The organism is Streptomyces cinnabarinus (genome assembly GCF_027270315.1).
Lineage (GTDB): Bacteria > Actinomycetota > Actinomycetes > Streptomycetales > Streptomycetaceae > Streptomyces > Streptomyces cinnabarinus.
In genome coordinates, this window is the sequence record NZ_CP114413.1 from 6,344,985 (window position 1) to 6,371,690 (window position 26,706).

The following is a 26,706-nucleotide window of genomic DNA, read 5'->3' on the forward strand; positions in this document are numbered from 1 at the left end:
GGCATCGAGGGCGCCCCTGGTGATCGGGGGCGCCCTCGGCGTTCCCCAGGCTCAGGGCACGCGCGCGATCAGGTACCGGAACACGTTCGGCATCCACACCGTCCCGTCCGGCCGCTGATACGGATGCAGTGCCTCCGTCACTTCCTTCTCCACCTGCGCCGGGTCGGTCGCGGCGAGCGCCGCGTCGAACAGCCCGGTCGACAGCATCCCGCGTACGGCGCTGTCGACGTCGGCGTATCCGAAGGGGCACGCCACCCGGCCGGAGCCGTCGGGGCGCAGGCCCGCCCTCCGGGCGACGTCCTCCAGGTCGTCGCGATGGGCGGGGCGCCGACTGCCCGTGCCCTGGGGCGGATCGGCGAGTCCGGTGGCGCGCAGTACGGCCGAGGTGGTGCAGCGCTCCGGCGGACCCCAGCCGGCCAGCACCACGGCCGCCCCGTGCCCGGCGAGCGGGGTCGTCCCTCGCAGCAGTGCACCGAGCCCTTCGGAGTCGCCCGCGAGGCACCCGATCGGCTCGAACGCGGTCACCAGGGTGTACGCGGGCGTCTCCGCGTCGGCCGCGTCCCCCGGCGAGCGCTCCAGCAGCCGGGTGTCGGCACGCGCGCGTGCGCCCCAGGTCTCGGGGAGCAGCCGCTGTCTGGCAAGCGCCAGCCGTTCGCGCGAGGAGGGCTCGACACCGGTGATCGCGGCTCCCCGCGCGGCCGCCATCAGCAGGGCGAGTCCGGAACCGCACCCGAGGCCCAACAGCCGGGTGCCGGAGCCCACTTCGAGCCGTTCGTAGACGGCCTCGTAGAGCGGAACCAGCATCCGCTCCTGGATCTCGGACCAGTCACGCGCGCGTGCCCACAGGTCCACACGGGTCGAGGGTCCCGTGTGAGTCAGGTGGTGCCGCACGAGCGTAGGTGTCATCGAAAGCGCCCCAATCCGCCGAGAGTTGCCGATGTGCCCGATTGCTCAGCCCCCGTGAAAATGCGCTCGCTCTCCCCCCGTATGCCAGGTAACTCCGCGCTCGACCCGGCGTCCAGGGGTCGTAGGGCCCTGCTTGTGGCCGGGCCGCGCCTGTGGCGAGAATTCACATTCCGGCAACGTGGGCCCGTACCATCGCGCCATGGCAAAAGCACCCGTTCTCACCCCGCGGGCGGACGACTTCCCGCGCTGGTACCAGGATCTGATCGCCAAGGCCGAGCTGGCCGACAACGGGCCGGTGCGCGGCACGATGGTGATCCGACCGTACGGGTACGGGCTGTGGGAGCGGATGCAGGCGGAGATGGACGCCCGCATCAAGGAGACCGGCACCCAGAACGCGTACTTCCCGCTGTTGATCCCGCAGTCGTACTTCGTCAAGGAGGCCGACCACGTCGAGGGCTTCGCGCCCGAGCTGGCGGTGGTGACGCACGCCGGCGGCAAGGAGCTGGAGGAGCCGGCGGTGGTCCGGCCCACCTCCGAGATGATCATCAACGACTACTTCGCCAAGTGGGTGCAGAGCTACCGCGATCTGCCCCTGCTGATCAACCAGTGGGCGAACGTGGTGCGTTGGGAACTGAGGCCCCGGCTCTTCCTGCGCACGACGGAGTTCCTGTGGCAGGAGGGCCACACCGCGCACGCCACCTACGAGGAGGCGCGCGACTTCGCCGCCCACGTCCAGAGCGAGGTCTACGGGGACTTCCTGCGGAACGTCCTCGCGATGGACTTCATCTCCGGCCGTAAGACGGTCAAGGAGCGCTTCGCCGGGGCCGTCAACACCCTCACGCTCGAAAGCATGATGGGTGACGGCAAGGCCCTCCAGATGGTCACCAGCCACGAGTTGGGCCAGAACTTCGCCAAGGCCTTCAACACGCAGTACCTGTCGAAGGAAGGCAAGCAGGAGCTCGTCTGGCAGACCTCCTGGGGTTCGACGACCCGCATGATCGGCGCCCTGGTGATGACTCACGGAGATGACAACGGTCTGCGGGTCCCGCCGCGGCTGGCGCAGATCCAGGTCGTCGTCCTCGCGATCAAGGGTGATGATGCGGTTCTGGCCAAGGTCCGCGAGCTGGGCGACCGGCTGAAGGCGGCGGGCGTCCGGGTCCGGGTCGACGACCGCACGGACGTCCCCTTCGGGCGGCGCGCGGTCGACTGGGAGCTCAAGGGCGTGCCGGTGCGGATCGAGATCGGGCCGCGTGACCTGGAGAACGGCACCGCGATGGTGGCGCGCCGGATCCCGGGCGGCAAGGAGCCGGTCGGCATCGAGTCCCTCGTAGAACTGCTGCCCGGGATCCTGGAGGACGATCAGGCGCTGCTGCTGAAGCAGTCCCGGGAGCGGCGGGAGTCCCGTACCGCGGAGGTGTCCACGATCGAGGAGGCCGTCGAGGCCGCCGCGACCGGCTGGGCGCGCATTCCGTGGGCGGCACTCGGTGCGTCGGGCGAGGCCAGGCTGGCCGAGCAGTCGGTGACCGTACGGTGTCTGGTCGCCGAGGACGGGTCGGTGCCGGACGACGAGGACGCGCCGGGTAACGTCGCGATCGTCGCGCGCGCTTACTGAGATGAGGCAGGAGGCGCGAGAGCGACCGAAAGGCCTCTTGCGCCTCTGCCGGACACTGTCATCCCGGCGCGCGGAGACGGCCTACGCGCCGGTACGTACGTCAGACTACGCACCGGCTTGGTAGGAGCTGCGAGGGTTCTCCGCAGATCAGCGCACTGGCCCTCGTCAGGACGCATCAGCGGCAACTGACGGGTACGTGCAAATTATTTGGGATGGCCCGGAATCGGAACACACGGGCACTCCGGCTCGTTGTCATTACGTGAGCACGACACAGACACCACCTGTTCTCGCCGCAGAGCTGGCAGAGGCGTGGGCCGACATTCAGCGGCACCACCCCGAGCTGCCGGACCTTGCCGCGCCAGAGTCCCTGATCGGGGAGTCGTCGTCCGCGTGCGGACACGAGCTCTCCTTCGAGCGCCTTCTCCATGAGGCGGTGCACGGTATCGCCGCCGCCCGCGGAGTGCGCGACACCTCCCGTGCCGGCCGCTACCACAACCGCAGATTCCTTGCCATCGCCGAGGAACTGGGCCTGGACCACCCGGACGAACCGCATCCGAGCAGCGGTTTCTCCCTGGTCACGCTCAACCCCGAGGCCAAGCGCCGCTACCGTCCGACGATCGAGCGTCTCCAGCGCGCCCTGAAGGCGCACACGGCGGCCACGTCCGCGGACACCGCCCGCAGCTTCCGCGGACCGGCGGCCCGGCACGGCTCGTCCGGCGGCGGGGTGCGCGTCAAGGCGGTCTGCGACTGCGGCCGCAATGTGCGCGTGGTCCCCTCGGTCCTGGCCCAGGCCCCGATCGTCTGCGGCGGCTGCGGGAAGCCGTTCCGCATTCCGGAGGTCATGGGCGCCGCGTAACCCCTCGACCACCGGCATCTCGTGGCTGCCGGTGCGGTGGGTCACGCCGGGGTGCCGCCGAAGCGGCACCCCGACGCGCCGGGCCGCGCACCCGACGTAGGTCACCTCCACGCCGGGTGCCGCTCAGGCATGCCCCGTCGCACCCTCGGTCCGAGGCGGCGTGCCGGGTGTGGCACAATGGCTAGCTGTACTCGACAGCCGCACAGGACCCCTCTCTCCTCCGGCTGACGCGTCCATCGGGCACTCGGGTACCGCAACCCCACGCGGCAATCTCGCCGTGCCCAACCACGTCAAAACCAGGAGAATCCACTCCCGTGGCAGTCAAGATCAAGCTGAAGCGTCTGGGCAAGATCCGTTCGCCTCACTACCGCATCGTCGTCGCCGACTCCCGCACCCGCCGTGACGGCCGTGCGATCGAGGAGATCGGCAAGTACCACCCGACCTACAACCCGTCGGTCATCGAGGTGGACGCCGACCGCGTCGCGTACTGGCTGGGTGTCGGCGCGCAGCCGACCGAGCCCGTCCTCGCCATCCTGAAGAAGACCGGCGACTGGCAGAAGTTCAAGGGCGAGCCCGCCCCGGCTCCGCTGCTGGTTGCCGAGCCGAAGAAGGCGCGCCCGTCGTTCGAGGCCCTCGGTGGCGACGACGAGGGCAAGGGTGAGGCCATCACCCAGAAGAAGAAGGCGGAGAAGAAGGACGAGGCCGCCGCCGAGTCCGCGTCGGCCGAGGCCTGAGCACCATGCTCGAAGAGGCGCTTGAGCACCTCGTGAAGGGCATCGTCGACAACCCTGACGATGTGCAGGTCGCTTCCCGCAACCTGCGCCGCGGACGTGTGCTGGAGGTCCGGGTCCACCCCGACGACCTCGGCAAGGTGATCGGCCGCAACGGCCGCACCGCACGCGCTCTGCGTACCGTCGTGGGCGCCATCGGCGGCCGCGGTGTCCGTGTCGACCTCGTCGACGTGGACCACGTCCGCTGACGCCGAACGCAGCACCGGCTCGGGCCGGGGAGGGCCACTTGGCCGTCCCCGGCCCGCAGTCGTACGTACGACAGGAGATCTTCGAAAAGTGCAGCTCGTAGTCGCCCGGATCGGCCGCGCCCACGGCATCAAGGGCGAGGTCAACGTCGAGGTACGCACCGACGAGCCGGAGCTCCGGCTCGGCCCCGGAGCCGTACTGGCCACCGACCCCGCCGCCGCCGGCCCGCTCACCATCGAGACCGGCCGAGTGCACAGCGGCCGGCTGCTGCTGCGCTTCGAGGGCGTGCGCGACCGCACCGCCGCCGAGGCCCTGCGCAACATCCTCCTCATCGCCGACGTCGACCCCGACGAGCTGCCCGAGGAGGAGGACGAGTACTACGACCACCAGCTGATGGACCTGGACGTGGTGACCAAGGACGGTGTGCAGGTCGGCCGGATCACCGAGATCTCGCATCTGCCCTCGCAGGACCTCTTCATCGTCGAGCGGGCCGACGGCAGCGAGGTGATGATCCCGTTCGTCGAGGAGATCGTCACCGAGATCGACCTGGCCGAGCAGAAGGCCGTCATCGACCCGCCGCCCGGACTGATCGACGACCAGGCGGAGATCGCCTCCTCGCGGGACTCCGAGGACGGCTCGTAATGCGTCTCGACGTCGTCACGATCTTCCCCGAGTACCTGGAACCGCTGAACGTCTCCCTGGTCGGCAAGGCACGCGCGCGTGGACAGCTGAACGTCCAGGTGCACGACCTGCGCGGCTGGACCTACGACCGGCACAACACGGTCGACGACACGCCTTATGGCGGCGGCCCCGGCATGGTCATGAAGACCGACCCCTGGGGCGACGCGCTGGACTCCGTCCTCGCGGAGGGCTACGAGACCGGCTCCCACGCGCCCGCGCTCATCGTCCCCACACCCAGCGGCCGGCCCTTCACCCAGGAACTCGCCGTGGAGCTCTCCGAGCGCCCCTGGCTGATCTTCACCCCGGCCCGTTACGAGGGCATCGACCGTCGGGTCATCGACGAGTACGCCACCCGGATGCCGGTCCACGAGGTGTCCATCGGCGACTACGTCCTGGCCGGCGGCGAGGCGGCCGTACTGGTGATGACGGAGGCCGTGGCCCGGCTGCTGCCCGGCGTTCTCGGCAACGCCGAGTCCCACCGCGACGACTCCTTCGCGCCCGGAGCCATGGCCAGCCTGCTGGAGGGGCCCGTCTACACCAAGCCGCCCGAGTGGCGCGGCCGGGGCATCCCGGACGTGCTGCTCAGCGGGCACCACGGCAGGATCGCCCGCTGGCGGCGCGACGAGGCCCTCAAGCGCACCACGGCACACCGCCCGGACCTGATCGAGCACTGCGACCCCAGGACCTTCGACAGGAAGGACCGCGAGATGCTCTCCATCCTGGGCTGGGCGCCCGATCCCGAGGGCGAGCAGCACGGTCGATTTTGGCGCAGGCCGGAGGCCGTGGAAGAATAGGTCGCTGTTGTGCGCCGTCCGGCGTGCGCCCCTGCCACAGGGGGACACGACGCCCGCCCCGACGCGGACAGCATCCTCTGGAACACCTAGCTCCCGCCTATGACCTGTGGCATGGGTGAAGAAAGCAGACGAAATGTCTCACCTGCTCGACTCCGTCGACGCCGCGTCGCTGCGCAGCGACCTCCCGGCCTTCCGCCCGGGTGACACCGTCAACGTCCACGTCCGCGTCATCGAGGGCAACCGCTCCCGTGTGCAGCAGTTCAAGGGCGTAGTCATCCGTCGCCAGGGCGCCGGTGTCCGCGAGACCTTCACGGTCCGCAAGGTCTCCTTCTCGGTGGGCGTCGAGCGCACCTTCCCGGTGCACACCCCGATCGTCGAGAAGATCGAGCTCGTCACCAAGGGTGACGTGCGTCGCGCCAAGCTGTACTACCTCCGTGAGCTCCGCGGCAAGGCCGCGAAGATCAAGGAGAAGCGCGAGAACTGAGCGCTTTCGGTACGTCACAGCGGGGCCGGATAGCATCTGGCCCCGATGGACACCGAAGCACAGCCGACGGAGCGCGACCGCTCCTCCCGCCCTGCCGCCACCGAGGAGACCTCGGCCGCGAGAGGGCCGGAGGGACGGTCGCGTTTCGCGTTGGTGTCGCGGATCACGGACTGGCTGCCCGGCGGCTGGATCACCCTGACCCTGCTGGTCTGCCTGCTCTTCCTGCTGCTCCTCAACGCCTTCGTGCTCCAGCCGTTCCAGATCCCCAGCGGATCCATGGAGCGCGGATTGAGGATCGGGGACCGCGTTCTCGTAAATAAGTTGGCGTACCGTTTCGGTGCTCAGCCGCAGCGTGGCGATGTCGTCGTCTTCGACGGAACCGGGTATTTCGGGGACGCGGACTACATCAAACGCGTTGTCGGTGTGGGGGGAGACCACGTGGTCTGCTGCGACAAGGAGGGGAGGATCCAGGTGAACGGCCGGTCGGTCGACGAGTCGGCATTCCTGTACCCCGGAGACGATCCGTCCAGCGTCTCCTTCGACCTCGTCGTGCCCGAGGGCACCCTCTTCCTCCTCGGCGACCACCGCAGCGCCTCCAGCGACTCCCGCGACCACCTGGGCTCCCCGGGCGGCGGCATGATCCCCGTCGGCGAGGTCATCGGCCGGGCCGACTGGATCGCCTGGCCCAGCGACCACTGGACCCGCCTGGAGCGTCCCGACGCCTACGCGCGCGTGCCCGAACCGGACGGTGCCCATGGGTAACCGCGGAAAGCCTCGCGGGGCACCCAGCAGCGCCGCCGAAAACCTCCTGCCCACCGGCTCCCGGCGCGCCTTCTCGGCGGCCGGCGGCCGCTCACGCGCGGAGCGCCGCAAGCTCCAGCGCAAGGTCAAGCGCCGACGCCGGCGCAGCGCGATCAAGGAGATCCCGCTCCTGGTCGGTGTCGCGGTGCTCATAGCGCTGGTCCTCAAGACCTTCCTCGTGCAGGCCTTCGTGATCCCGTCCGGCTCCATGGAGCAGACGATCCAGATCGGCGACCGGGTCCTGGTCGACAAGCTCACCCCGTGGTTCGGCTCCAAGCCGCAGCGCGGGGACGTCGTCGTGTTCAAGGACCCCGGCGGCTGGCTCCAGGACGAGCAGCCCATCGCCAAGAAGGAAGACCCCGTCGTCATCAAGCAGATCAAGGAAGGGCTCACCTTCATCGGTCTGCTGCCGTCGGAGGACGAGAAGGACCTCATCAAGCGGGTCGTCGGGGTGGGCGGCGACCGGGTCAAGTGCTGTGACACCCAGGGCCGGGTCACCGTCAACGGCGTCCCGCTGTCGGAGCAGGACTACCTCTTCCCCGGGAACGCCCCCTCACAGACCCGGTTCGACATCACCGTCCCCGAGGGGCGGCTGTGGGTGATGGGCGATCACCGGGCCGACTCCGCCGACTCCCGCGCGCACCAGGACCAGAACGGCGGCACCGTCTCCGAGGACGAGGTGGTGGGCCGCGCCATGGTCATCGCCTGGCCCTTCGGCCACTGGGGTTCCCTGGACGAACCGAAAACCTACGCATCCGTCTCCGACTCGGCCACCGGGTCGTCCGCGGCTCCCCAGCTGTCGCATAGGGTTGCCCCCGACGATCCGAACGGAACGATCCGACTCCCGACCCCTGCGGAACTCCCGCTCGTTATGGGAGTGGTGGGCCTGCGTCGCCTCTGGGGCAGGCAGCGGCACAGAGTAAGGAGTTGGCGTGGGGGATGTGGCGGTAGGCGCACGATCCGGGCACGACGGCGAGGACCGCGGACGTGCCGCGGAATCGGCCGCCCCGGGCGCGGACGGCGCCGTGACCTCCGGGAATGAATCCGGCGCGGCCGACGAGACCCCGACGGCCGGGGAGCGGACCCGCACGGACGGCCAGGGGCCTGGTGACTCGGCCCCCACGGTGAAGAAGCCCCGCTCCTTCTGGAAGGAGCTGCCCATCCTGATCGGTATCGCGCTGGTGCTGGCGCTACTGATCAAGACGTTCCTGGTGCAGGCCTTCTCCATCCCGTCCGACTCGATGCAGAACACCCTCCAGCAGGGCGACCGGGTCCTGGTCGACAAGCTCACGCCCTGGTTCGGCTCCGAGCCCGAGCGCGGCGAGGTCGTCGTCTTCCACGACCCCGACAAGTGGCTGCTGGGCGAGCCGACGCCCGAGCCCAACGCCCTGCAGACCTTCCTCAGCTGGATCGGCCTGATGCCGTCCGCGGAGGAGAAGGACCTGATCAAGCGGGTCATCGGGGTCGGCGGTGACACGGTCGAGTGCAACGGCACCGGCCCGCTGAAGGTCAACGGCAAGGCGCTGAACGAGACGTCGTACGTCTACCCGGGCAACACCCCGTGCACCGTGGACGACCAGGGCGGCCAGTTCAAGGTGAAGGTGCCCGAGGGCCACATCTGGGTCATGGGCGACCACCGGCAGAACTCCCGGGACTCCCGCTACAACCAGGCGGACGCCAACAAGGGCATGGTCCCCGTCGACGAGGTCGTCGGACGTGCCATCGTCGTCGCCTGGCCGATCAACCGCTGGGACACTCTGCCGGTTCCGGACACGTTCGACCAGAACCTCAGTGCCCGGGCGGTGGCCGTCGCCCCCGAGGGCCTCGCGCTCGCCGGTGTCCTGCCGATCGCCCTGTGGCGCCGCAGGCGTTCCCGGCAGGGCGCCGAATGATCCAGACCATGGGCTGACCCGGGGGCGTACCCCCGGGTAGGGTGCGGACCCATGGGTGGTGAGAGCACGACACGTACGGCCCCGCCGAGCAGCGGAGGCAACGGCCCGGCGGGCAGCAAGCTCGGACAGCGACTGTCCGGAATTGCCGTGGCGCTGGGCCTGGTGCTGTTCCTGGGCGGGTTCGCCTGGGCGGCGGTGGTCTACCGGCCGTACACCGTGCCCACCAGTTCGATGACGCCGACCATTGACGCCGGTGAGCGGGTGCTGGCCGAGCGGATCGACGGCGCGGACATCCGCCGGGGCGATGTCGTGGTCTTCAAGGACGCGAACTGGGCGAACGCTCCCGTGGTCAAGCGGGTCGTGGCCATCGGCGGGGACACCGTCGCCTGCTGCACGGACGGCAAACTGACGGTCGACGGCAAGACGATCGACGAACCGTACCTGCCCGAGGACAGCCTGGCCGAGATCCAGAACTTCCCGACGGTGACCGTGCCGGAGGGGCGGCTGTTCCTGCTCGGTGACGAGCGGTCGGGCTCGCTGGACTCCACCGCGCATCTGGCGGACGCCGCGAGCGGCACGGTCTCGCGGGACGTGGTGTCGGCCCGGGTCGACGCCGTCGTCTGGCCGATGGACGGCATGCTGGAGCGCCCCAGCGGATTCGAGAAGCTGGGCGAGCTCTCCTCGCCGGGTCCGCTGCGCATGATGATCGGCCTGATCGTGGTGGGCGCGGTGCTGGTGCTCGGCGGTGGCGCCTACGGCCCGGTGGCGAAGTGGCTCGGCGGCCGGTCCCGCACCAGGACGGAGCCCGCGGGTGCCCGCTGAGGACACGTACGCGGGCGGTCTGCGCAAGGTCGCGCGGGTGGTGCTGCTGGACCCCGAGAACCGCATCCTGCTCCTGCACGGCCATGAGCCGGAGGACGCGAGTGACGACTGGTGGTTCACGCCGGGCGGGGGCGTCGAGGGTGACGAGACCCGGGAGCAGGCCGCGCTGCGGGAACTCGCGGAGGAGACCGGTATCACCGAGGTCGATCTCGGCCCTGTGCTGTGGCGGCGGACGTGCTCGTTCCCGTTCGCCGGGCGGCGCTGGGACCAGGACGAGTGGTACTACCTGGCCCGTACGGCACAGACGGTGACGCGGGCCGTCGCGCTGACCGAGCTGGAGCGGCGCAGCGTCGCCGGAGCGCGCTGGTGGACGTGTCAGGAACTGACCCAGGCACATGAGACGGTGTATCCGACCAGACTCGCCGAGCTGCTGCGCAGGCTGCTCGACGAAGGTCCCCCGGCCGGGCCCGTGACCCTTGACACCGAAATCGTCTAGGGGCTCGCGGGACTGGCGCACAATGGTGGGATCGCACGGCTGAAGGGGAACATGCCATGAGCGCCGAGGACCTCGAGAAGTACGAGACCGAGATGGAGCTCAAGCTCTACCGGGAGTACCGCGATGTCGTCGGTCTGTTCAAATACGTGATCGAGACCGAGCGGCGCTTCTACCTCACCAATGACTACGAGATGCAGGTGCACTCGGTCCAGGGAGAGGTGTTCTTCGAGGTGTCCATGGCGGATGCCTGGGTCTGGGACATGTACCGGCCGGCCCGCTTCGTGAAGCAGGTACGGGTGCTCACGTTCAAGGACGTGAATATCGAGGAGCTGAACAAGAGCGACCTCGAACTGCCGAGCGGGTGACCGCTGTGCCCTCCTGCGGCTGACGACGTTATCCACAAGCAGTGAGTCGTCCCCCAAGATCATTTCGATGGGGGCGGATGCGTGATCGTCGGTGCCGGAGGTGGTGCCGACATGAACGCACGCAGTGCACTCGGCAAGTACGGAGAGAGGCTGGCCGCCCGGCGGCTGGCCGAGGCCGGGATGACGGTCCTGGAGCGCAACTGGCGCTGTGGCCGGACCGGCGAGATCGACATCGTGGCGCGGGACGGGGACGCGCTCGTCGTGGTCGAGGTGAAGACCCGCAGGGCCGACTGCTTCGAACACCCGATGGCCGCGGTGACCCCCGAGAAGGCGGAACGCCTGCGCGATCTGGCCGAACGCTGGATCCAGACCCACGGTGGGGCCCCACCCGGCGGCGTCCGCATCGACGTCATCGGGATCCTGCTCCCCGGGCGGGGCGCACCCGTCGTCGAGCACGCACGGGGGGTGGCGTGATGGGTTTCGCACGCACCTGCTCGGTGGCCCTCGTCGGCGTCGAAGGCGTGGTCGTAGAGGTACAGGCCGACCTGGAACCGGGCGTCGCGGCCTTCACGCTGGTGGGGCTGCCGGACAAGAGCCTGACGGAGAGCCGGGATCGGGTTCGGGCCGCCGTGGTGAACTCGGGGGCCGAGTGGCCGCAGAAGAAGCTGACGGTGGGGCTCAGTCCGGCATCGGTCCCCAAGGCGGGCTCCGGCTTCGATCTGGCCGTCGCCTGTGCGGTCCTGGGAGCCGCGGAACGGATCGACCCGCGGGTGCTCGCCGACATCGTGATGATCGGGGAGCTGGGCCTGGACGGGCGGGTACGACCCGTCCGGGGCATCCTCCCGGCCGTGCTGGCCGCGGCGAGCGCCGGATACGAACAGGTGGTCGTGCCGGAGTGCGCCGCCGCCGAGGCGTCCCTGGTACCGGGCGTCTCCGTGCTGGGGGTGCGCAGTCTGCGTCAGCTGATCGCCGTGCTGACGGACGAGCCGGTGCCGGACGAGGAACCCGACGAGCCGGGGCGCCCCGACCCGCTGCTCGCCGGACTGCGGGTGCCGGGCACGGGTGCGGCCACCGGGATGCACAGCTCCGGAGCGGCACAGCACGACAGCGGGCATGACCTCGCCGACGTGGTGGGCCAGCACTCGGCCCGTACGGCCGTGGAGGTCGCCGCTGCGGGCGGGCACCATCTGTTCCTGGAGGGGCCGCCCGGCGCGGGCAAGACGATGCTCGCCGAACGGCTGCCCGCCATCCTGCCCCGGCTGGCCAGGGAGGAGTCGCTGGAGGTCACCGCGGTGCACTCGGTGGCGGGACTGCTGCCTCCGGGCAAGCCCCTGATCGACATCCCGCCCTACTGCGCCCCGCACCACTCGGCGACCATGCAGGCCCTGGTCGGCGGCGGCCCCGGGATCGCCCGTCCGGGCGCCGTGTCGCTCTCCCACCGAGGCGTCCTGTTCCTGGACGAGACCCCCGAGTTCAGCGGCCAGACCCTCGACGCGCTCCGGCAGCCCCTGGAGTCCGGGCATGTCGTGATCGCACGCAGCGCGGGTGTCGTCCGGTTCCCGGCGAAGTTCCTGATGGTGCTCGCTTATGCGGGTGTGGACATGTCCAACGGGGGGAATCAGTTGTCCGCCCGCTCGCGAGGGGGCACGAGTCCGTTTCTTGGTTGGCAGAAGCCTTCTCGTGCAGTCGTTACTGTGTGTGCGGAAGTGGGGTGCCGCTTGCTTGTGCGCCGTACTTGTCGGGTACCACAGGCATACCGTTTCTGTCCGTGACCTGGTTGGTCCTCGCGCCGGTTACTTGAGACCGCCTCGTTCAAGCTGCTCCCGCCCGTGGCCAGACGGCCGCCAGGTCGCCTCTGGGCTCGCATCCGTCGCGGCGTGGTAGTCGGGCACTCAGGTCCGATTCTGGCCCGGCAGAGGGCCGTTGAGGCCCGCCGGGCTCCTAGCCCAGCACACGGGTGATCGCCAGCGTCGACTGTTCGGCCCGGTGGCCACGCTGTGGCTGGCCGAAGCAGTTGGCATCGGCCGAGGAACTCGGGTCTGCTCTTCGGCTCGGTGAACGAGTCAGCGCTGTTCCCCGTCATACGAGCCCCATTTGACGCAGGAATCTGCTCGGTCCGCTCGGGCGACTATTTCCGGTGGTTAGCCATTCGATCCACTCAGAATAGTAGATGTGTGTTTCCTGGCGAGCGCGTGTGACGGACACATAGAATTTTCGCTGATCCTCCGCCATCTTTGATGCGGAGTACTGTGAAGAAAAGTGGGGGATCATGCCGTCGTTGGCGCCGACTATGAAGACGTAGTCGAATTCAAGGCCCTTGCTTGATGACATGGTGCACGCCTGCACCTGTCCTTTCCTTCGGCCGCGCTCGCTTAGCTCATTTGTGGTCCAGTGGGCCAACTCGCCATCGGCTGCAAACATTTCCGTCAATTCTGTGCACGATGCCTGATCTTCGGATCGAAGCAGGCCGGACCCGTTGCCAGGGCTACTGGACATTAGGCGCTGCAGAAAGGATGCGGCGGATTCTCCAGCGGTGGATTCGCGTATGGCTTTCAGTAGTGCCACTTCCGATTCCAACCCATCCTGTGTACTCTCGTGAAGATACTTCCAATCAAGGAGCAGTCGAGAAGGATCAACGGCATCTTCACCTCCGTGCACCACCCAAACTGCCAGCTGCTCAACTAGCGCTGTAAAGGTAGTGGATACGTAAGGGGATCCTTGATTTACGGCTGGTATCCCGAGGCTACGACACACTTCCACAAAGAGGGCGGAATGATCATTGGTTGGACAGAGCACAGCTATCTCGTGTTCAGGTTCCCCTGAAGCGATTAGGTGAGCGATGGTGTCGGCTACCTTGTCATACTGCCTCAGGATTCCCCCAGGGCAATAGTGCGCTTCGACGGACCCGCCGCTGCGTGTTCCTTCAACCCCGCCAACTTCCAGGAGCCTATTGGCGGCATCGATGATTTCTTGAGCGCAGCGATAGTTTACTTTGAGTTCAACAGGTGACACGCCCTCTAGTTGACCTATTTCCTTCAGGAGTTCAGGCCTACTTCCAAGCCACCCATAGATGGCCTGGTTGTAGTCACCCACGGCAAAGAGAAGCGATTTCTTACCTTCTCCAAAGCACAACAGGCGAACTATCTTGTCCAGGGCTGGTGCTAGATCCTGATACTCGTCGACATAGATTCGGGGGAACTTCGCGACTAGAAGATTTCGAACGAAGCTGTTCTGTTCCGTGATAGTCAACGCGGCTCGAATAAGTGAGTCGAAGTCGACGAGCCCCTGGTCCGCCAAGACCTCCGAATAGCGTTGAGCAACCCGCTGAATCCGTGCCCCTGCTTTTCTCCATTCGTCTTCCGTCGCTAGCATCGTGAGATGCTGCTTGGCGGTTGATATTACATTTCTAGTGTCTTCGCCCCGAGGGTAAATCTCTGCGACAGCCGATCGATAGGCGGCATTCACCTGTTTGTTTGTCGCAATCTTCCGAGTCAACAGATCGGGGAAGCCGCATACTGTGGCGAACGGACGAATGATTTCCTTAAGCGTGAATGCGTGTACCGTGCCAATGAATAGATTTCTCCGGCTCTGATCTGTTAGGGAATTGACTCGACGAGCGAGTTCTCCGGCGGCAGCATTGGTGAGTGTTACGCACGCTGCCCCTTGGGGAGGCGATATATATGCGGCGACATCAAAAGCGATGCGAGTCGAAAGTAGCTTGGTCTTTCCGCTGCCTGGTGGTGCAGTTACCACGCAGTGGCCTTCTGTGTTGAATGCCTCCCATTGCCGTTCGTTCGTCTTGAGCTCTTCGATTGAAGCTGGCAGAGGCTTCACTGGGCCACCAGGTGCTCAATAGCGTTTTGAACGTAAGCGGGACAATCCAGTTCGTGGCCTAGAACGGCGTTGGCGTAGCGACCCTTTCCGCCCACTCGTCTGATCATGCCGAGGTACTGCTTATAGGTTGGCAGCAGGCCTCCCCACGAAGTGATGTCGTTGAGAGCCTGTTGAGTTCGCGCAAGGCCTTTTAGTGTGGCGATTCCTGCCTGAAGATTAGCGTCTGACGTTGAGGCCAGATCGAACTCAAAAGTTGTCTTGCCTACGAAGATTCCCGACTCTTCCGCGGTGCCGCTTTGTTTGAGGGCAGTCAACCACCTACGAGCCCGAAGATTTCCGGTTACCACCCTCCTTCCTTTTGCTTTCGATGCGGTTTCATCACCGTCCGTGATGACGGCGTAGGGGATGCCTACAGCCTTGCAGAACGCAATATAAGGAAGGAAGTGGGTGCCGTGGATCGCGCATACCGTGATGCCGTATTTATCCAGGTCGTACCCAAGACCTTCAGCCAAGGCGGGCACGATAGCCTGCTCTGCGTACCCCTCGACAAGCAGTACGCGCTTAGCAAAGATCATTTCCGCGCGGGTCACATCCAGGTACCTCGCGATGTCTTCCCAGTCTTCGTCGCTGAGATTTGCATCGGCTGCGGAAAGTGCATCGGTGGACTTTCCGTTATCTCTGAGGAAGATGATGTTCTGTGGCCCGGCAGCGCTGGCAATATGAGGAGATTGGGTGGTCACAAAAACGGTGTGAGTATCGCTTGCGCTCTCCAGTAGACGGCGAAATACCAGACGTTGTAGATGAGGATGGAGATGAGCCTCTGGCTCTTCAATAGTGAGCATTGAGTGGGCGATTTCCTTACTCAGTCGACGCTCTAGCCCTAGCTCCATAAGTGTGAAGTACAGAATGTTGAGGCTGCCGAGACTGGCGCTTGAAAGGGGCCGTTTGTTATCGCCGTCGACGAACAGCCGTAGCGTCCTGATTAGTCTCTGGGGATCCGGTGATGCAACACCAAGCTCTGACTGGAGAGCATGTGAGGGTCCCACCATATCTGTCATGAGATTTGTGATCTTGTCGCCCAGATCCTTAATGGAGGGGAGGGCGCTGACTTGACTGTTGGCTTGCTCGATAGAGTCGGCAATCTTCGTGAGCTCGGTCGCGGTGGACGACTCGGCTGCGGCTTCTAGAAGCTGACGTAGTGGAGAACGGCGCCAATTCGTTACGTCTGATTCAACATCTCTGAGAGCATGTAGAAATGCCAGATGCAAGAAGGATCGAAGCTCTGCAGGCATGAAGTTGCTTTCATCGTCGCCCTGGAAGATGAAAGCGCGATATGCGGAAACGTCTGTTGCGTCGCCCGGGAGATCTTTTGGTGCGTACTTGAATGTGAGCCGCGCTTTAACGGGGGATCTGCTGACGACGGCGCCCGCCAGGACGGCTGAGGCTCGGTCGTCATCTTCGAAGTCTTCGATGTCTACAGAGATAGAGATTTCAGCGTTCTCCGTGAACGGGTCCCAGTCTATCCGGCCGTTCGCCAGCCCATCCCAAAAGTCTTCTCGTCGGAGATTCCGGTCGCTGTTTGGAAGCGTAGGGTCAAAAAGTAGACGCAATGCATGGATGAGGTTGGATTTACCAACCCTGTTCTCGCCCACGAATACGTTGTAGGCGCTTAGCGGAACATCGACCGAAGCAAGATTACGAAAGTTCTTAATCCGCAGCCTTGTGATGCGCATGGCCGATGTCCTCCGAATGATGAGCACTCCAAAGCATGAGTGCCCCATTTTAGATGGCCACCCCACGCTGAGGAACAGGTTTCCCAAAACTCACTTCGACCCCAAACTGGCGTTCGGTTGCGGGGTGTGGATGCGAGTCTCCTCGGGTGCTGCTCGTCGTGTGGACAAGTGCGCTGACGGTCAGTGACGGTGGGGTTAGTAGTAGTGTCAGTCTGCTGACGTGTGGGGCGCTGTGGCGAACATGCGGAGTCGATAGTGGATCCCATCCACGAGCTGTTCTCCGGGAGGAAACCTGTTCTCTGCATCGACGATGACGTCCTGGTCGGCGTGTGGACCACCCTCGATCGCGAACCTCAGTATCGTTCCAAGCCAACGGACGCCGGCGGAATTCGGTGATCCGCGCTGCCTGGTGCCCACTGCCCGTACAGGCGCGAGGATGATCATTTCGCCTCTTAGCCTTACCCACCTGCTGGCCCCCGAGGTCCGGCGGGCGGGCGGTCATTCGCTGTCAGCTGACCTGCCAGAGGTTCGCATTCCCATCGACAACGTCACCTTCAACTCGGTCATCTTCCGCTCCAGCGGACAAGACCTGACCACCGCCGGCACCTACATCGAGATGGGCTCCCGCCTCCTGGAGCCGATCCTCCTCGCACTCGCTGTGCTCGCCGTCCGCGGTCGAATCAAACGCTGAATCGCCAGCCGGTCGGCTTCACGTTGACAGGGAAGCGCGTACACTCGGCGTTTGCCGATGCGGTGGTGCCGCGTCGGACGCGCACCGCTCTGGCTACATGGAACTGCATGCCACAGGCAACGAACTGAGGCATGAAGAGCGGCTGGCACCCGTCGACGACGGGCGTCCGATCCCTGTGGATCGGCTGACCAGCAGCTTGCCTGGAACCTTGGAATGCCAGTCGGCACGGGACACCGCGGTACAGAAGCCGCGGTCGGAGCGTGACGGCGCTCGCCGCCCCCAGTGGACGGCGTGCAGTGGAGGCAGGGGTTGCCCTGTCCGCGGATTTCCTGCTGCGCGCAACGCCCTGGAGGGCAGGATCATGAACACGAACGAAAACTTCGGCATGGACGGCCAGGAGCCCGACGACGGCCTCCCGCCCCTGCTGCGCCGCCCCGCACCGGTGCCGGACCCGGAACCCGTCACGAAGCTCCGCGGCGCCCGCAAGGTGCTGCTGGACAACCCCGATACCACGCTCGACGAGGCCGCGGCAAACGCCGTCACCTCGGGCGCGGTGGACCCCGCGCGACTGCGGGCCCTGGTCGACGGCGAGAAGGTCAGCCTGCTGACGGCCAAGCCGGTCGTGGGCGGCACGCTGTACGCGACCGCCCCCCACGAGCGCTACCTCGACCTCAACGTCCTGCCGGACATCATCAACCAGCGGTGGGCGGACCAGCTGCACACCGCCATGGACGTGGAGCCCTCCACGTCCATGGCGACGCCGTACGAGACGCTCATCGACCCGGAGACCGGCAAGCCCGTCGCGGTCTTCACCGTCCGCATGCGCAACCGCAAGGCTCTGGCCAAGGCGGTCGCCGAGAGCATGCGCAACACCTTCAACGCCCAGAAGCGCGAGAACGACTACACCCAGAGCGTGCTCCAGCAGGGCGTGAAGGAGCCGCTGACGCTGTTCGTCATGCGCGTCGTGTACGACGACGGCACCGAGGACACCTTCCTCGTCGCCGGCGACGGCAACAGCCGCTACGTGAGCATGTGGCGGGCGCGTACCGGCGGCGACATCGACGCGGCGATCTCGGCCTGCATCAGCTCCGTCATCGGCTCGACCGAGCAGAGCGGCGAGCGCAGCCGCTCGGAGCTGGCGGCCGCCCGTCGCCGGGTCACCGAGCTCACCGCCCGTACCCGCAAGAACCTGGCGATGTCCACGCTCACCGAGGCCACCCGGCGTGAGGGGCACACCATCGCCTTCCCGGCGGTCGTGGTGGTGGGCGCGCGGGCGGACGACGGCGGGCCGCTGACGGACCTGGTGGCCGCCCGTGACGACCTGCTGGCGAACTTGCACGTGCATGTGACCCCCTGGACGTCGGGGGCGCAGTACACGCAGGGCATGCAGCGCGTCTACCGGCACGCCCGCGCCGAGGAGCTCATCACGCCGGAGGAGTTCCAGGTGCTGTCGGGCACGGTGGGCCCGGACACCATGCACGAGCTGCTCGGCGTGCCGGCGCACCGGCTGTGGGCGGCCGCGGTTCACCAGCACGCGGTGCTCGCTGGCCCGGACGCGTACGCCATGAACCTGCTGATCAAGCAGGAGTTCGGGATGGGCAAGGCCGACCGGATGCGCATCAGCGAGCGGCTGGCGCCCATGGCGCTGTCCGCCTACCGCAGCAAGGACGGCATCGAGCAGCCGCTGCGCGCCTTCGGCAACGGCGGCACGATCACCGACACGGTGTGGAAGAAGCCGTGGGAGCTGACCAAGGGCGACGACGTCTTCGAGGTGCTCGACGACATCCTCGCGCGCGCCCTCGACGGTGACGCGGGGGCCGTGGCGGAACTGACCGTGCTCGGCGGGACCGCCGCGATCCTCGACGGCTACATCACCCGGGACCGCGGCTCGAAGGAGGGCACCGAGCGCGACAGCCGCAAGGCCCCCTTCCGCGCCACGCCCGTCAAGCTCCTGGAGCTGCTGTCGAAGACCTCCGGCGGGCTGCGGATGCTGCACTCCCTCGCCCTCGCCCACGTCGCCGCCAACCCCACCGTGCTGCCCAAGCTGTTCCACACCCAGGACCGCGAGGTCGACGGCGTGCCGGTCCGTGCCGGTGAGCCCGTGCTCGACAAGGCCGGCGAGCAGGTCATCATCGACTACGAGTGGGACCTCGTCTACGCCGCCGACCCGGCCGACGCCGAGCGCACCATGGCCAAGAACCGGGCGGCCATCACGACGAGCGGCAAGCCGGCGGAGCCCGAGGGCGAGGACGCGCGCCAGCGCCGGATCCTCGAACAGGGCATCACCAACGCGGCCAAGGCAGGACTTGCCCTGGCCCGGCTGAGCAAGAAGCGCGGCAACCAGGTCTTCGGCACCTTCGAGACCGTCCAGGCGCTGCGCATGCAGCTGAGCAAGCTCAGCGAGATCCTCGTGCAGTTCGGGCCGGCCGACACGTCCATCTTCGTCGAGGACCTGGACGAAGACGAGGACACCGAGTGAGCGCCCGCCTCGCCCTGCCCCCCGAGATCGGGCGGCAGCTGCAGCGGGTGCTGCGGCTGGTGAGCCCGGTCCTCGACGGCGCCGGCTCGGGCAGCGGCCGGACGTCGTCGGTGGTGGTGTGCCCGGCCCGGCCGGCCGAGGTACGCCGCCGGGTCGCCGCGTGCTGCGCGGTCTACGTCGCGTGGGACAACCGGTACGGGTGCCGGTACGTGGGCAGCGTATGCCGCCAGGGCCGGGATGCGGTCGCAGACCGGCTGGGCGAGCACTACACCCACCCCACCGCCGGGACGGCCCGACGGACGTCCTGGTGCCTGCTGACCGTGCTGCCCCTGGTGGACGGCATCCGCCTGGAGGCCGTCCGCAACGCCGAAGGGTGGACGGCCCGGCTGCTGAACCCGGTGGACGGCTCGGCCCACCCCCGCGTGGATCTCACGCAAACGCCCGCCTCGCTGGCCTTCGTGCCCCACCAGGTGAGGTAGCCCCTAGCCAGGCGAAGGCCTGGGTCCCGGCAGATCCATCAGCCGGGACCCAGGCCCTTTCCGACAGCTGACCGACAGTGGCCCCACGGCCGGCCCTAGACAGCGGTGTCGGTTCTCGTCCCTAAGGTGGGGCGTGGTGAGGGTTCCGTCGGACAAGCTGGCGGCCGAGAGCCCGAAGGTGTCCGAGGCGCTGGTGACCATGCTGGTACTGCTTCTGCGCGACAGGGCGCGGGCGTCGACGGCAGCGCGACCGCCGCCACCGACCCGACCACTGAGGCCTGCTGGTGCCGATCGACCACAATCCTGCCGAAATGCGGTGGTTCGAGGAGCTGTGCGGGGAGTTAAGCTCGCCGCCCACCCCGACTCCGCATCTAGGGCAGACTTCCGCCATGGACAAGCAGGAACTGAGGGCGCCGGCCGGAGCGAAATCGGTACGGGTGGCGGAAGCGCGCGATGCCCTGGCCGAGGCGGTCGCCGACGTCAGGCAGACGGCACTGAACGTCGATGCCTGGGAAGACATGGGCGCTGGGAATCTGCCGCAGGCGGTCAGGGAACTGGCGTACTCAACCGCGTTGTCGGACAAGGAAGCGAACGCTCGGCGGGTGTCGGAGGCGTTCACCGTGTTGCTCACCTGATGATTACTGCTGCGGACGAGAACACGATCCGTGCCATCGTCACCAGCCTCGGCCAGCACCATACAGTGCAGGAGCCCGCCCTACGGCCAACCAGCGATGGCGTCATCGAATCACAGCTCTACCTGCGCGTTTGGAACCAGACGGGCGTCTCTGAGTCGCCCTGAAGTCGGGGCAGGCGGCTGGCTGCCTGTTGTTGATACAGACAACGCGGAGGCGCCGCCCAATAGTTGGGCGGCGCCTCCGCGCGGTTGGCTTGGACTGGGAATCAGGGCCGACGGCTACGGTGGGTCGCGAGGTCGGTTACCTCCGCAGATTGCTGGAATTGGCTGTGTACTTCCTCGTAGTCGAGGGTGAGTTGGCGCAGCGCCTCGGCGTAGATGGCGAGGGTGCGACGGAGCTGGGTGTTCTCGCGGCGGAGGTCAGCGATGGTGTCGTCCGGGCTCTTCTTCTGCTTGGTGTCTTGTTCCGGCTTGGGGGTGTTGCGCTGGGCGTCGGCCTGTTCCTGGAACCAGGCGATGAGGTGGGGGAAGTTCCGGTAGAAGGTGGCGTGCTTGATGTCCAGACGACTTTCTACTGCCGTGATGGTTGGGCGCCGGCCTGTCTCCTGGCTCTCTCGGAGGACTATGTCCATGGCGAGCTTCACGTCGTTCTCGGTGAGGGTTGGCCGGGTCACCGCTCGGTCTCCTGCGTCGTGGTGGTGGGGATGTTGTTGGCGTTGAGGAAGTCGGTGAGTTCGGTGCGCCGCTGTTCCATGCGGTCCCGTAGGTAGGGAGCGAGGAGGACGCCGTTGGCCAACGCGTTTTCCATGCGCTGGAGCCAGGCCAGGAAGGCGTTGGCGTTCTCGGCGGTGAGCGCGACGTTGCGGCACTTGAGCGGCTGGCAGTCCGGCAGTGACGGGCCATCGTCATCTCCCCGGCGGCACAGGGCCCGGTCGGCGTTGTAGACGCAGGTGACAAACTCGCCGGGGTAGATGTGTGGGTCGTGGCGGCGCATGTGTCGTGCCAGCCGCTTCTCGTCGGCGATGACCTTGCCGAGGAACTGGACGTCGTTTTCGAAGGCGGAGAGCCGGGACTCGGCCTCTGCGGCGGCAGGGCCCGCCAGTTGGCCGGGGGCCGGGCTGAGGATGAGATCACCCAGTTTCTCGCCCCGGGCGAGCGCCTGTTCGGCTTCGACCTCGTGACGGAATCCCGAGGAGGAGGTACCGGCATAGCCTTCGAACATCTGCACGCTGTGGTGGCGGTACTGGATCGCGCCCGCGATGGTGCCTCCGGGCTGGCGGGCGATGAACCAGGCCAGGGTCCGGCGGAACTGCCGGGTCTGGAGCCGCCATTCCTGCCCGTTGACGTCCGGGATGCGGTCGTCGCGGCCGTGGTCGGCGCAGTACTGGTTGACCCACTGGAGGAACTCGGTGAGGTCCCGGTTGGTGACGGTGGAATTCTTCACGGTCGGAGCGGGGCGGTTCGTGCTGATCTCGCCGGATCGCTTGTAGCCGCGCGAGACGGCGGGCAGGGTGAACAGCAGGTTGTGCGCCTCGGAGTGCATCCGTTCCAGAACATCAACGGCGCGGGCCACGGTGGCGTTGACGATCCAGGTGGCTTCGACACCGAGAGGGGTGTCTTCGCCTTTGAATGCCTGGCTGGTGACCCGGTGCCGGACGGCACGGCCGTCCTCGTCGCGCCAGACATTCACACAGCCGCGCTTCATGTGCTTGACCTCGCTGTCGCGCATGCCGGACAGGAACGCGATCACGATGTAGGCAGCTGTCTGCAGCAGCCGGACGTACATCTCGATGTTGTTGTAGTCGATGGCCTTCACCCAGGGGTGGCCATCCAATTTGGCGCGGATTGGGGTGTGGAGGTAGGTCGCGTCGTCCAGGCCGAACTCGTCAAATGCTTCCTCGACCAGCGGCCAGCACAGTTCGCCGACCATGGTGCTGGGATGGACTCGTGCTTTGCGCGCCAGGAAGTGGACGTTCACCCCGAGGCGGGAGCCGAGGCCCCCTGCATAGGTTCTGAGGGGCAGGGGGCGTCCCGTGGTGCGGTAGTGGTCCAGCACCTCGTCCAGCCGGTCGCGGTGTCCGGTGTGGCCGCTGCCGCGACCGGCCAGGGGAGGCGAGTCCCGCAACTGCAGATACTCCTCCTGGGCGCGCAGGACGTCGTCGGCGAACTCCTCGGTCCAGCGCAGGGCCCAGGTGAGCAGGGGCGCCAGGATCTGTTCTGGGATGCGGTGGGTGCGGTTCTCCCGAGCGCGCGAGGAGATCTTGCGGACAGCGGCGGAGGAGGGGTCGGCCCATACCGTGATGGGGTCCAGCGACAGAGTCGGGGTGAAGAGTTTGGTGCGGTAACCCCAGAGCAGGCGGACCGCGCCGAGCTTGGCGGTCCGGTCGTGCCGGGTGTTGCGCAGGTCGATAAGGCGCTGGCTGTAGGCCTCCAGGTCTTCGGCGGTCACGGCGGGCAGTGCGGTGATGCCTCGCTGGTCCGCCCAGACTAGGAAGTCTTTGACCTTGCTGAAGTGGCCGCGGATGGTGACGGGGCGTACCGGTTCGAGGTTCTGCGGATGGTCGTTGGTGAGCAGGGCGAAGAACAGTTCCTTGGTCACGGCGCGGAACTGGATCGGCAAGGTGGTGAAGTCGATGCTAAGGACGTGCTGGTGGCGCTGGTGAAGAACCGGGGAGAGATCCCACTTGTCGTCGCCGAAACGGGCCGTGGATTCCAGGACGTAGCCGGCGACCAGGGGCTGGTTGGCGAACACGAGGGCGTCGTGGGGGATGCCCGGAAACAGGGTGCGGGCAGCTGAAGTGGTCATCGGGGTTCCTTGGGTCCGTCGAGAAGATCCAGGCCAAGGAAGACAGGCTTGGACTGGGCGGCCTTGTCGCGCTGGGCGTCGGTGAACTTGGGCAGGATCAGGCGGGTGAGCATGAGCCAGGTCCGTCCGTGCTTTTCGATCCAGGAGTCGACGCTGGTGGTCTCCAGCGCTTCCTGAAGGGCGTCCACGACGGCCAGTAGGGCGGGTAGATGGCGTTCGGCGATGAGGGCGTTCGGGCAGCGCAGGCAGGTCAGGAAGGACACATCGCACGGGCCGTTCTTGGTGAACGGGCTGTGATCGATGTTCAGGCAGGAGCTGGCGAGGGTGTCCAGTTGGCCCGCCACGGCGTTCTTCAGTACGGCGGGCTCGGCGCCGTACTGCTGTGAGGTGGCGTCCGGCGCGGCGGCCAGAGCCTGCTCGCCGGCGGCATCGAGGATCTGTGGGCGGAAGGCACGTGCCGCGTTTTCCGCGTCGTCGATGGCCGACGTGATGACCTGGTCCGCCCACTCCCGGATACGGGGGTCGCCTTGGAGGTAGTGAGCGAAGGAGACGTCCAGGGTGTTGGTCCGTGAGGCCGAGGGCAGGTGCCCGCCCACGGCCTTGGTGGTGCGCACCTCCACCGTGGTCTTGAGCCGGTTCAGGTTCAGTGCCAGCGGCTGGCCGGAGTCGTCGGTAAGTCCGTGACGCCGACTCCACCGGTTCAGGTGCAGTGAGCGGTTGAGGCGGGCTCCGAATGGGTCGATGTGACCGTTGGCGGCAGCCTTGGCCTCCCAGTCGGCGCCTCTCCGGCCGGCGGCACCCGCCCAGATGCTCCAGATCCGCTGGCCGCCGGACAGCCTCCGGCCGCGCCGGGTCAGGTGGTGCAGCAGGAGGTAGTAGCCACCGGGGGTGTGGAGCTGACGGCTTTCGGTGGTGCCGATCTCCCAGTGCACGGTGTCCCGGCTGTTGCCCTTGCTGCGACGTCGCTTGATCAGTGTGAGCGCCACTGCCCGGTCCTCCACCACACGGTGTTCGGTGGGCAACTCCTTGATGGTCTCGGCATTGCGGCCGGTCAGGCCGATGCCCAGCACTAGCAGAGGGACCAGGTCCGGTTCGATGAGGAATACCTCCTGGGCCAAGGCGAACCGGGCGGCGCTGTCCTGCAGACCGATGCGATTGCGGACTTGGGGGATGGTCCCGGTGCGATCGATTTCGTCCAGCACCGCGGCGCTGGCCCGCTCGTCGGGCGTCAAGGCCTCGGGGGTGGAGCGGAAGGTTTCCAACAGCCGGTCGATCCTGCGCATGCGGTCGCGGATGGCTGCCACGTCGCTTCGGGCGGCGGTCATGATGTCGCGGAACTCGCGGTCGGAGTACCCCGGAAGGCCGGAGCGCTTCTGGTGACGGCTGTGGCCGGGCTGTTGAAGGTATTCCCTCAGCTCCTGGCCGAGGAGGTCCGGCGGGTTGACGTGCCGCAGCACGGTGATCAGACCCATCAAGTCCGCGCGGGCGGTCGCCAGGGAGGCGGACTCCGTACGGTGCAGCCGGAAGCGCTCCAGCTGCCGCGACGTCAATTCCGAGATGGAACGGGGAGGCTGCTTGAGGGATTCCAGGAAGAGAAGGAAGCGCCGCAGGATCTGGAAACTCGCATCCGCGCTGACCTTGGTCCGCAGACCGCCGACCGGGCCGGTTCGCACGGCGAAAGCAGCGGCCAGCTCGGCGTGCAACGCGTGACTGGGCAGGGTGGAGAAGTCGTACTCCCAGCGGCGGCCGTCCTCGCCGTGGAACGGGACGACCAGCGTCCGAGCCGCAGTGACGGGCGCGGACTCGGCCTGGTAGGTCCCCTCGGGCATGGCGGAGGTGCGTCCGCGCCCGGGGCGCGGAGCGGGAATCGGGGCGGCGGCGGTCTCGCTCACGCGATGTCCTCCTGGCTGGGCGTGGGCTCGGTCAGGTCGGTCGGGTGAACGCCGGTGGGTTCCCAGCTGTCGGGGATCAGGGCCAGACGGGTCTCCATCGCCAGTTCCTGCAGGGTGTGCAGGTATCGCTGAGTGGTGACGGTGGAGCGATGGCCCAGCCGCATGCGGACCCAGTTCAGGGGATCTCCGAAGACCATCTGGTAGGTCTGGCGCTGGCCGGGGTTGAGAGCGGCCAGCTCCTGGATGTGCCCCCTCCACAGCTGTTCGAGGGTGATGACGGCGTAGGAATGACGGAGCTTGTGCGGGTGGGCCGTATCGCGGACGCCGTGGCGGCCACACCGCCCGTTGGCGGTCTTGAAGACTTGCTGCCAGCAGGACCGGCCGCTGGGCATCCCGGACTCGCTCAGCCACAACGCTGCCGGTTCCAGGCCGTCGGGGGTGTCGATGAACAGCCGCTGCCGCTCTTCGTGACCGAGCTGGTCGACGGTCAGTCGCCGACCGTCGACCGTCACGAGCGGCCGGCGCCGGTCGGCGATGACCAGCGGGTTGCGGACGCGCTCGTACAGGCCCTGCTCGCGGGCGTAGTCGATGGCGTCCAGCCGTTCCATCTCCATGTACTCCCATACCTCCTTCAGGGCGGAGGAGGGGATGTAGATGTGGCGGGCCGAGCCGTACTTGGCGATGACGTGAGGAATCCACGTACGGGCGTTCAGCGTGCCGGGCACCTCGGAGGGCACCTCGAACACCGACAGCGATGTCTGCTCGCACAGCCGCAGCCCGGTGCGGATCATCAGGTCGGCGTAGGTGGCGTTGCGGGACGCGAACCGGCCCCGAAACGACGGGTCGGGCAGTCCCTCGGGGGTGTAGCCGCGCAGCCCCACGTCTCGCCACATCCGGTACATCCGGGGTGTGAGCCACTTGACGTCCTTGGCCGCCCCCTGGTGAGACGCTTCGGCCGGGGTGGTGCTGCGTCCGCGGCGGTGATGTTCCGGCGCACGGTTTTCGCGCTGCAGGATCGGATTCTCCTCCACAAGCCTCCGCTTGGGACTCGCGGCCCAGATGTAGAACTGGTTGACGGTGGCCACCTCGCGGTCCCAGGTGGTCCAGTCCACGTGCGGGCCGCGTGGGTCGGTCGTGCGCCACTGCTTGTAAGCGGCGCGGTCCTCCGGAGTCGCGTCCCGCCAGTCCTTGCGGCCGCGGCTGACCCACAGGAAGGTCAGCCACAGCTTGAGGTCGGAGGCGTAGGCCCGCTGGGTGTCCACGGGGGAGGTGTTCAGGACGGTGTCGAAGAACCGGTTCAGGTCCGTGTCGTAGCGGCCGTCTGGGCTGATCAGAAATGGCCGTCCGTTGCTGATGCTGTGCTTGTCCAGCCACTCGTCCAGGTCCCACAGCGTGTCGATGAGTGGGTCCGCAGTCTGAGGCCGGGGCAGGTCGCGGCGGGTGTAGACAACCCGCCAGTCAAGTTCGCTCAT

The 26,706-nt window shown here is 67.0% G+C and carries 25 protein-coding genes and 1 pseudogene; 19 read left to right on the plus strand and 7 right to left on the minus strand.

All coding sequences use genetic code 11. The features are described from left to right. Positions 1 to 51: 51 nt before the first annotated feature. The gene (locus STRCI_RS28875) at positions 52 to 906 is read right to left on the minus strand and encodes an SAM-dependent methyltransferase (protein WP_269661880.1); all 855 of its coding nucleotides are present in this window, start codon (positions 904 to 906) and stop codon (positions 52 to 54) included. A 199-nt stretch (positions 907 to 1,105) separates the two neighbouring features. On the opposite strand from STRCI_RS28875, the gene proS reads away from it, so the two are divergent. From proS to STRCI_RS28950, 15 genes and pseudogenes are all read left to right on the plus strand, one after another. Continuing rightward, the gene (gene proS / locus STRCI_RS28880) at positions 1,106 to 2,518 is read left to right on the plus strand and encodes a proline--tRNA ligase (RefSeq protein ID WP_269661881.1); all 1,413 of its coding nucleotides are present in this window, start codon (positions 1,106 to 1,108) and stop codon (positions 2,516 to 2,518) included. A 259-nt stretch (positions 2,519 to 2,777) separates the two neighbouring features. Further along, on the plus strand, positions 2,778 to 3,374 hold the full coding sequence (locus STRCI_RS28885) for a hypothetical protein (protein WP_015657572.1): 597 nt from the start codon (positions 2,778 to 2,780) through the stop codon (positions 3,372 to 3,374). A 314-nt stretch (positions 3,375 to 3,688) separates the two neighbouring features. Continuing rightward, positions 3,689 to 4,108 (plus strand): 30S ribosomal protein S16, encoded by a 420-nt coding sequence (gene rpsP / locus STRCI_RS28890; RefSeq protein ID WP_015657571.1) that lies wholly within the window; start codon positions 3,689 to 3,691, stop codon positions 4,106 to 4,108. Positions 4,109 to 4,113: 5 nt separating this feature from the next. Then, entirely contained in the window at positions 4,114 to 4,353 is a 240-nt protein-coding gene (locus tag STRCI_RS28895; RefSeq protein WP_003973401.1) for an RNA-binding protein, read from the plus strand. Between the two features lie 88 nt (positions 4,354 to 4,441). Then, complete coding sequence (gene rimM / locus STRCI_RS28900; protein ID WP_269661882.1) at positions 4,442 to 4,993, plus strand: ribosome maturation factor RimM; 552 nt, start codon at positions 4,442 to 4,444, stop codon at positions 4,991 to 4,993. Continuing rightward, complete coding sequence (gene trmD / locus STRCI_RS28905) at positions 4,993 to 5,826, plus strand: tRNA (guanosine(37)-N1)-methyltransferase TrmD (RefSeq protein ID WP_269661883.1); 834 nt, start codon at positions 4,993 to 4,995, stop codon at positions 5,824 to 5,826. Before rimM ends, trmD begins: the two co-directional genes overlap by 1 nt. A 133-nt stretch (positions 5,827 to 5,959) precedes the next feature. Next, complete coding sequence (gene rplS / locus STRCI_RS28910) at positions 5,960 to 6,310, plus strand: 50S ribosomal protein L19 (protein ID WP_015657568.1); 351 nt, start codon at positions 5,960 to 5,962, stop codon at positions 6,308 to 6,310. Positions 6,311 to 6,355: 45 nt separating this feature from the next. Continuing rightward, on the plus strand, positions 6,356 to 7,072 hold the full coding sequence (gene lepB, locus STRCI_RS28915) for a signal peptidase I (RefSeq protein WP_269661884.1): 717 nt from the start codon (positions 6,356 to 6,358) through the stop codon (positions 7,070 to 7,072). Continuing rightward, entirely contained in the window at positions 7,065 to 8,153 is a 1,089-nt protein-coding gene (lepB, locus tag STRCI_RS28920) for a signal peptidase I (RefSeq protein ID WP_269661885.1), read from the plus strand. Before lepB (STRCI_RS28915) ends, lepB (STRCI_RS28920) begins: the two co-directional genes overlap by 8 nt. Beyond that, positions 8,044 to 9,003, plus strand: a complete 960-nt coding sequence (gene lepB / locus STRCI_RS28925) for a signal peptidase I (protein ID WP_269661886.1) — start codon at positions 8,044 to 8,046, stop codon at positions 9,001 to 9,003. The genes lepB (STRCI_RS28920) and lepB (STRCI_RS28925) overlap by 110 nt, the downstream gene beginning before the upstream one ends. 51 nt (positions 9,004 to 9,054) lie before the next feature. After that, positions 9,055 to 9,825: a signal peptidase I gene (gene lepB, locus STRCI_RS28930; RefSeq protein ID WP_269661887.1), complete on the plus strand. Its 771-nt coding sequence runs from the start codon at positions 9,055 to 9,057 to the stop codon at positions 9,823 to 9,825. Continuing rightward, entirely contained in the window at positions 9,815 to 10,321 is a 507-nt protein-coding gene (locus STRCI_RS28935) for an NUDIX hydrolase (RefSeq protein WP_269661888.1), read from the plus strand. The genes lepB (STRCI_RS28930) and STRCI_RS28935 overlap by 11 nt, the downstream gene beginning before the upstream one ends. Before the next feature lie 56 nt (positions 10,322 to 10,377). Continuing rightward, the gene (locus tag STRCI_RS28940; RefSeq protein WP_003993268.1) at positions 10,378 to 10,686 is read left to right on the plus strand and encodes a DUF2469 domain-containing protein; all 309 of its coding nucleotides are present in this window, start codon (positions 10,378 to 10,380) and stop codon (positions 10,684 to 10,686) included. 111 nt (positions 10,687 to 10,797) lie between these two features. Further along, a complete protein-coding gene (locus STRCI_RS28945) occupies positions 10,798 to 11,160 on the plus strand; it encodes a YraN family protein (protein ID WP_269661889.1) in 363 nt (120 codons plus the stop codon). After that, a pseudogene (locus tag STRCI_RS28950) lies at positions 11,160 to 12,272 on the plus strand (YifB family Mg chelatase-like AAA ATPase); the annotation flags it as partial. The gene STRCI_RS28945 and the pseudogene STRCI_RS28950, both read left to right, overlap by 1 nt. Positions 12,273 to 12,765: 493 nt before the next feature. Here the strand turns inward: STRCI_RS28950 and STRCI_RS28955 are convergent. Together STRCI_RS28955 and STRCI_RS28960 are read right to left on the minus strand one after the other, a co-directional pair. Then, positions 12,766 to 14,520 carry an ATP-dependent helicase gene (locus STRCI_RS28955; RefSeq protein WP_269661890.1) on the minus strand — a complete coding sequence of 585 codons (1,755 nt, stop codon included), beginning with the start codon at positions 14,518 to 14,520 and terminating at the stop codon, positions 12,766 to 12,768. Further along, positions 14,517 to 16,253, minus strand: a complete 1,737-nt coding sequence (locus tag STRCI_RS28960) for an ATP-dependent nuclease (protein ID WP_269661891.1) — start codon at positions 16,251 to 16,253, stop codon at positions 14,517 to 14,519. The genes STRCI_RS28955 and STRCI_RS28960 overlap by 4 nt, the downstream gene beginning before the upstream one ends. A gap of 436 nt (positions 16,254 to 16,689) precedes the next feature. Between STRCI_RS28960 and STRCI_RS28965 the strand changes: the two genes are divergently transcribed. The 4 genes from STRCI_RS28965 to STRCI_RS28980 all read left to right on the plus strand — a co-directional run bounded on the left by STRCI_RS28965 (position 16,690) and on the right by STRCI_RS28980 (position 20,537). Further along, complete coding sequence (locus tag STRCI_RS28965; protein ID WP_269664806.1) at positions 16,690 to 16,944, plus strand: hypothetical protein; 255 nt, start codon at positions 16,690 to 16,692, stop codon at positions 16,942 to 16,944. A gap of 361 nt (positions 16,945 to 17,305) precedes the next feature. Then, positions 17,306 to 19,423 (plus strand): hypothetical protein, encoded by a 2,118-nt coding sequence (locus STRCI_RS28970; protein WP_269661892.1) that lies wholly within the window; start codon positions 17,306 to 17,308, stop codon positions 19,421 to 19,423. After that, on the plus strand, positions 19,420 to 19,902 hold the full coding sequence (locus tag STRCI_RS28975) for a hypothetical protein (RefSeq protein ID WP_269661893.1): 483 nt from the start codon (positions 19,420 to 19,422) through the stop codon (positions 19,900 to 19,902). Before STRCI_RS28970 ends, STRCI_RS28975 begins: the two co-directional genes overlap by 4 nt. A 389-nt stretch (positions 19,903 to 20,291) precedes the next feature. Continuing rightward, the gene (locus STRCI_RS28980) at positions 20,292 to 20,537 is read left to right on the plus strand and encodes a hypothetical protein (protein ID WP_269661894.1); all 246 of its coding nucleotides are present in this window, start codon (positions 20,292 to 20,294) and stop codon (positions 20,535 to 20,537) included. A gap of 265 nt (positions 20,538 to 20,802) precedes the next feature. Here the strand turns inward: STRCI_RS28980 and STRCI_RS28985 are convergent, their stop codons facing one another. The 4 genes from STRCI_RS28985 to STRCI_RS29000 are packed head-to-tail and all read right to left on the minus strand — an operon-like array spanning position 20,803 to position 26,706. Beyond that, positions 20,803 to 21,210: a hypothetical protein gene (locus tag STRCI_RS28985; protein WP_269661895.1), complete on the minus strand. Its 408-nt coding sequence runs from the start codon at positions 21,208 to 21,210 to the stop codon at positions 20,803 to 20,805. After that, positions 21,207 to 23,342: a hypothetical protein gene (locus STRCI_RS28990; protein ID WP_269661896.1), complete on the minus strand. Its 2,136-nt coding sequence runs from the start codon at positions 23,340 to 23,342 to the stop codon at positions 21,207 to 21,209. Before STRCI_RS28990 ends, STRCI_RS28985 begins: the two co-directional genes overlap by 4 nt. Beyond that, on the minus strand, positions 23,339 to 25,234 hold the full coding sequence (locus STRCI_RS28995) for a hypothetical protein (RefSeq protein WP_269661897.1): 1,896 nt from the start codon (positions 25,232 to 25,234) through the stop codon (positions 23,339 to 23,341). Before STRCI_RS28995 ends, STRCI_RS28990 begins: the two co-directional genes overlap by 4 nt. Next, positions 25,231 to 26,706, minus strand: coding sequence for a tyrosine-type recombinase/integrase (locus tag STRCI_RS29000; protein WP_269661898.1), 1,476 nt, complete (start codon positions 26,704 to 26,706; stop codon positions 25,231 to 25,233). Before STRCI_RS29000 ends, STRCI_RS28995 begins: the two co-directional genes overlap by 4 nt.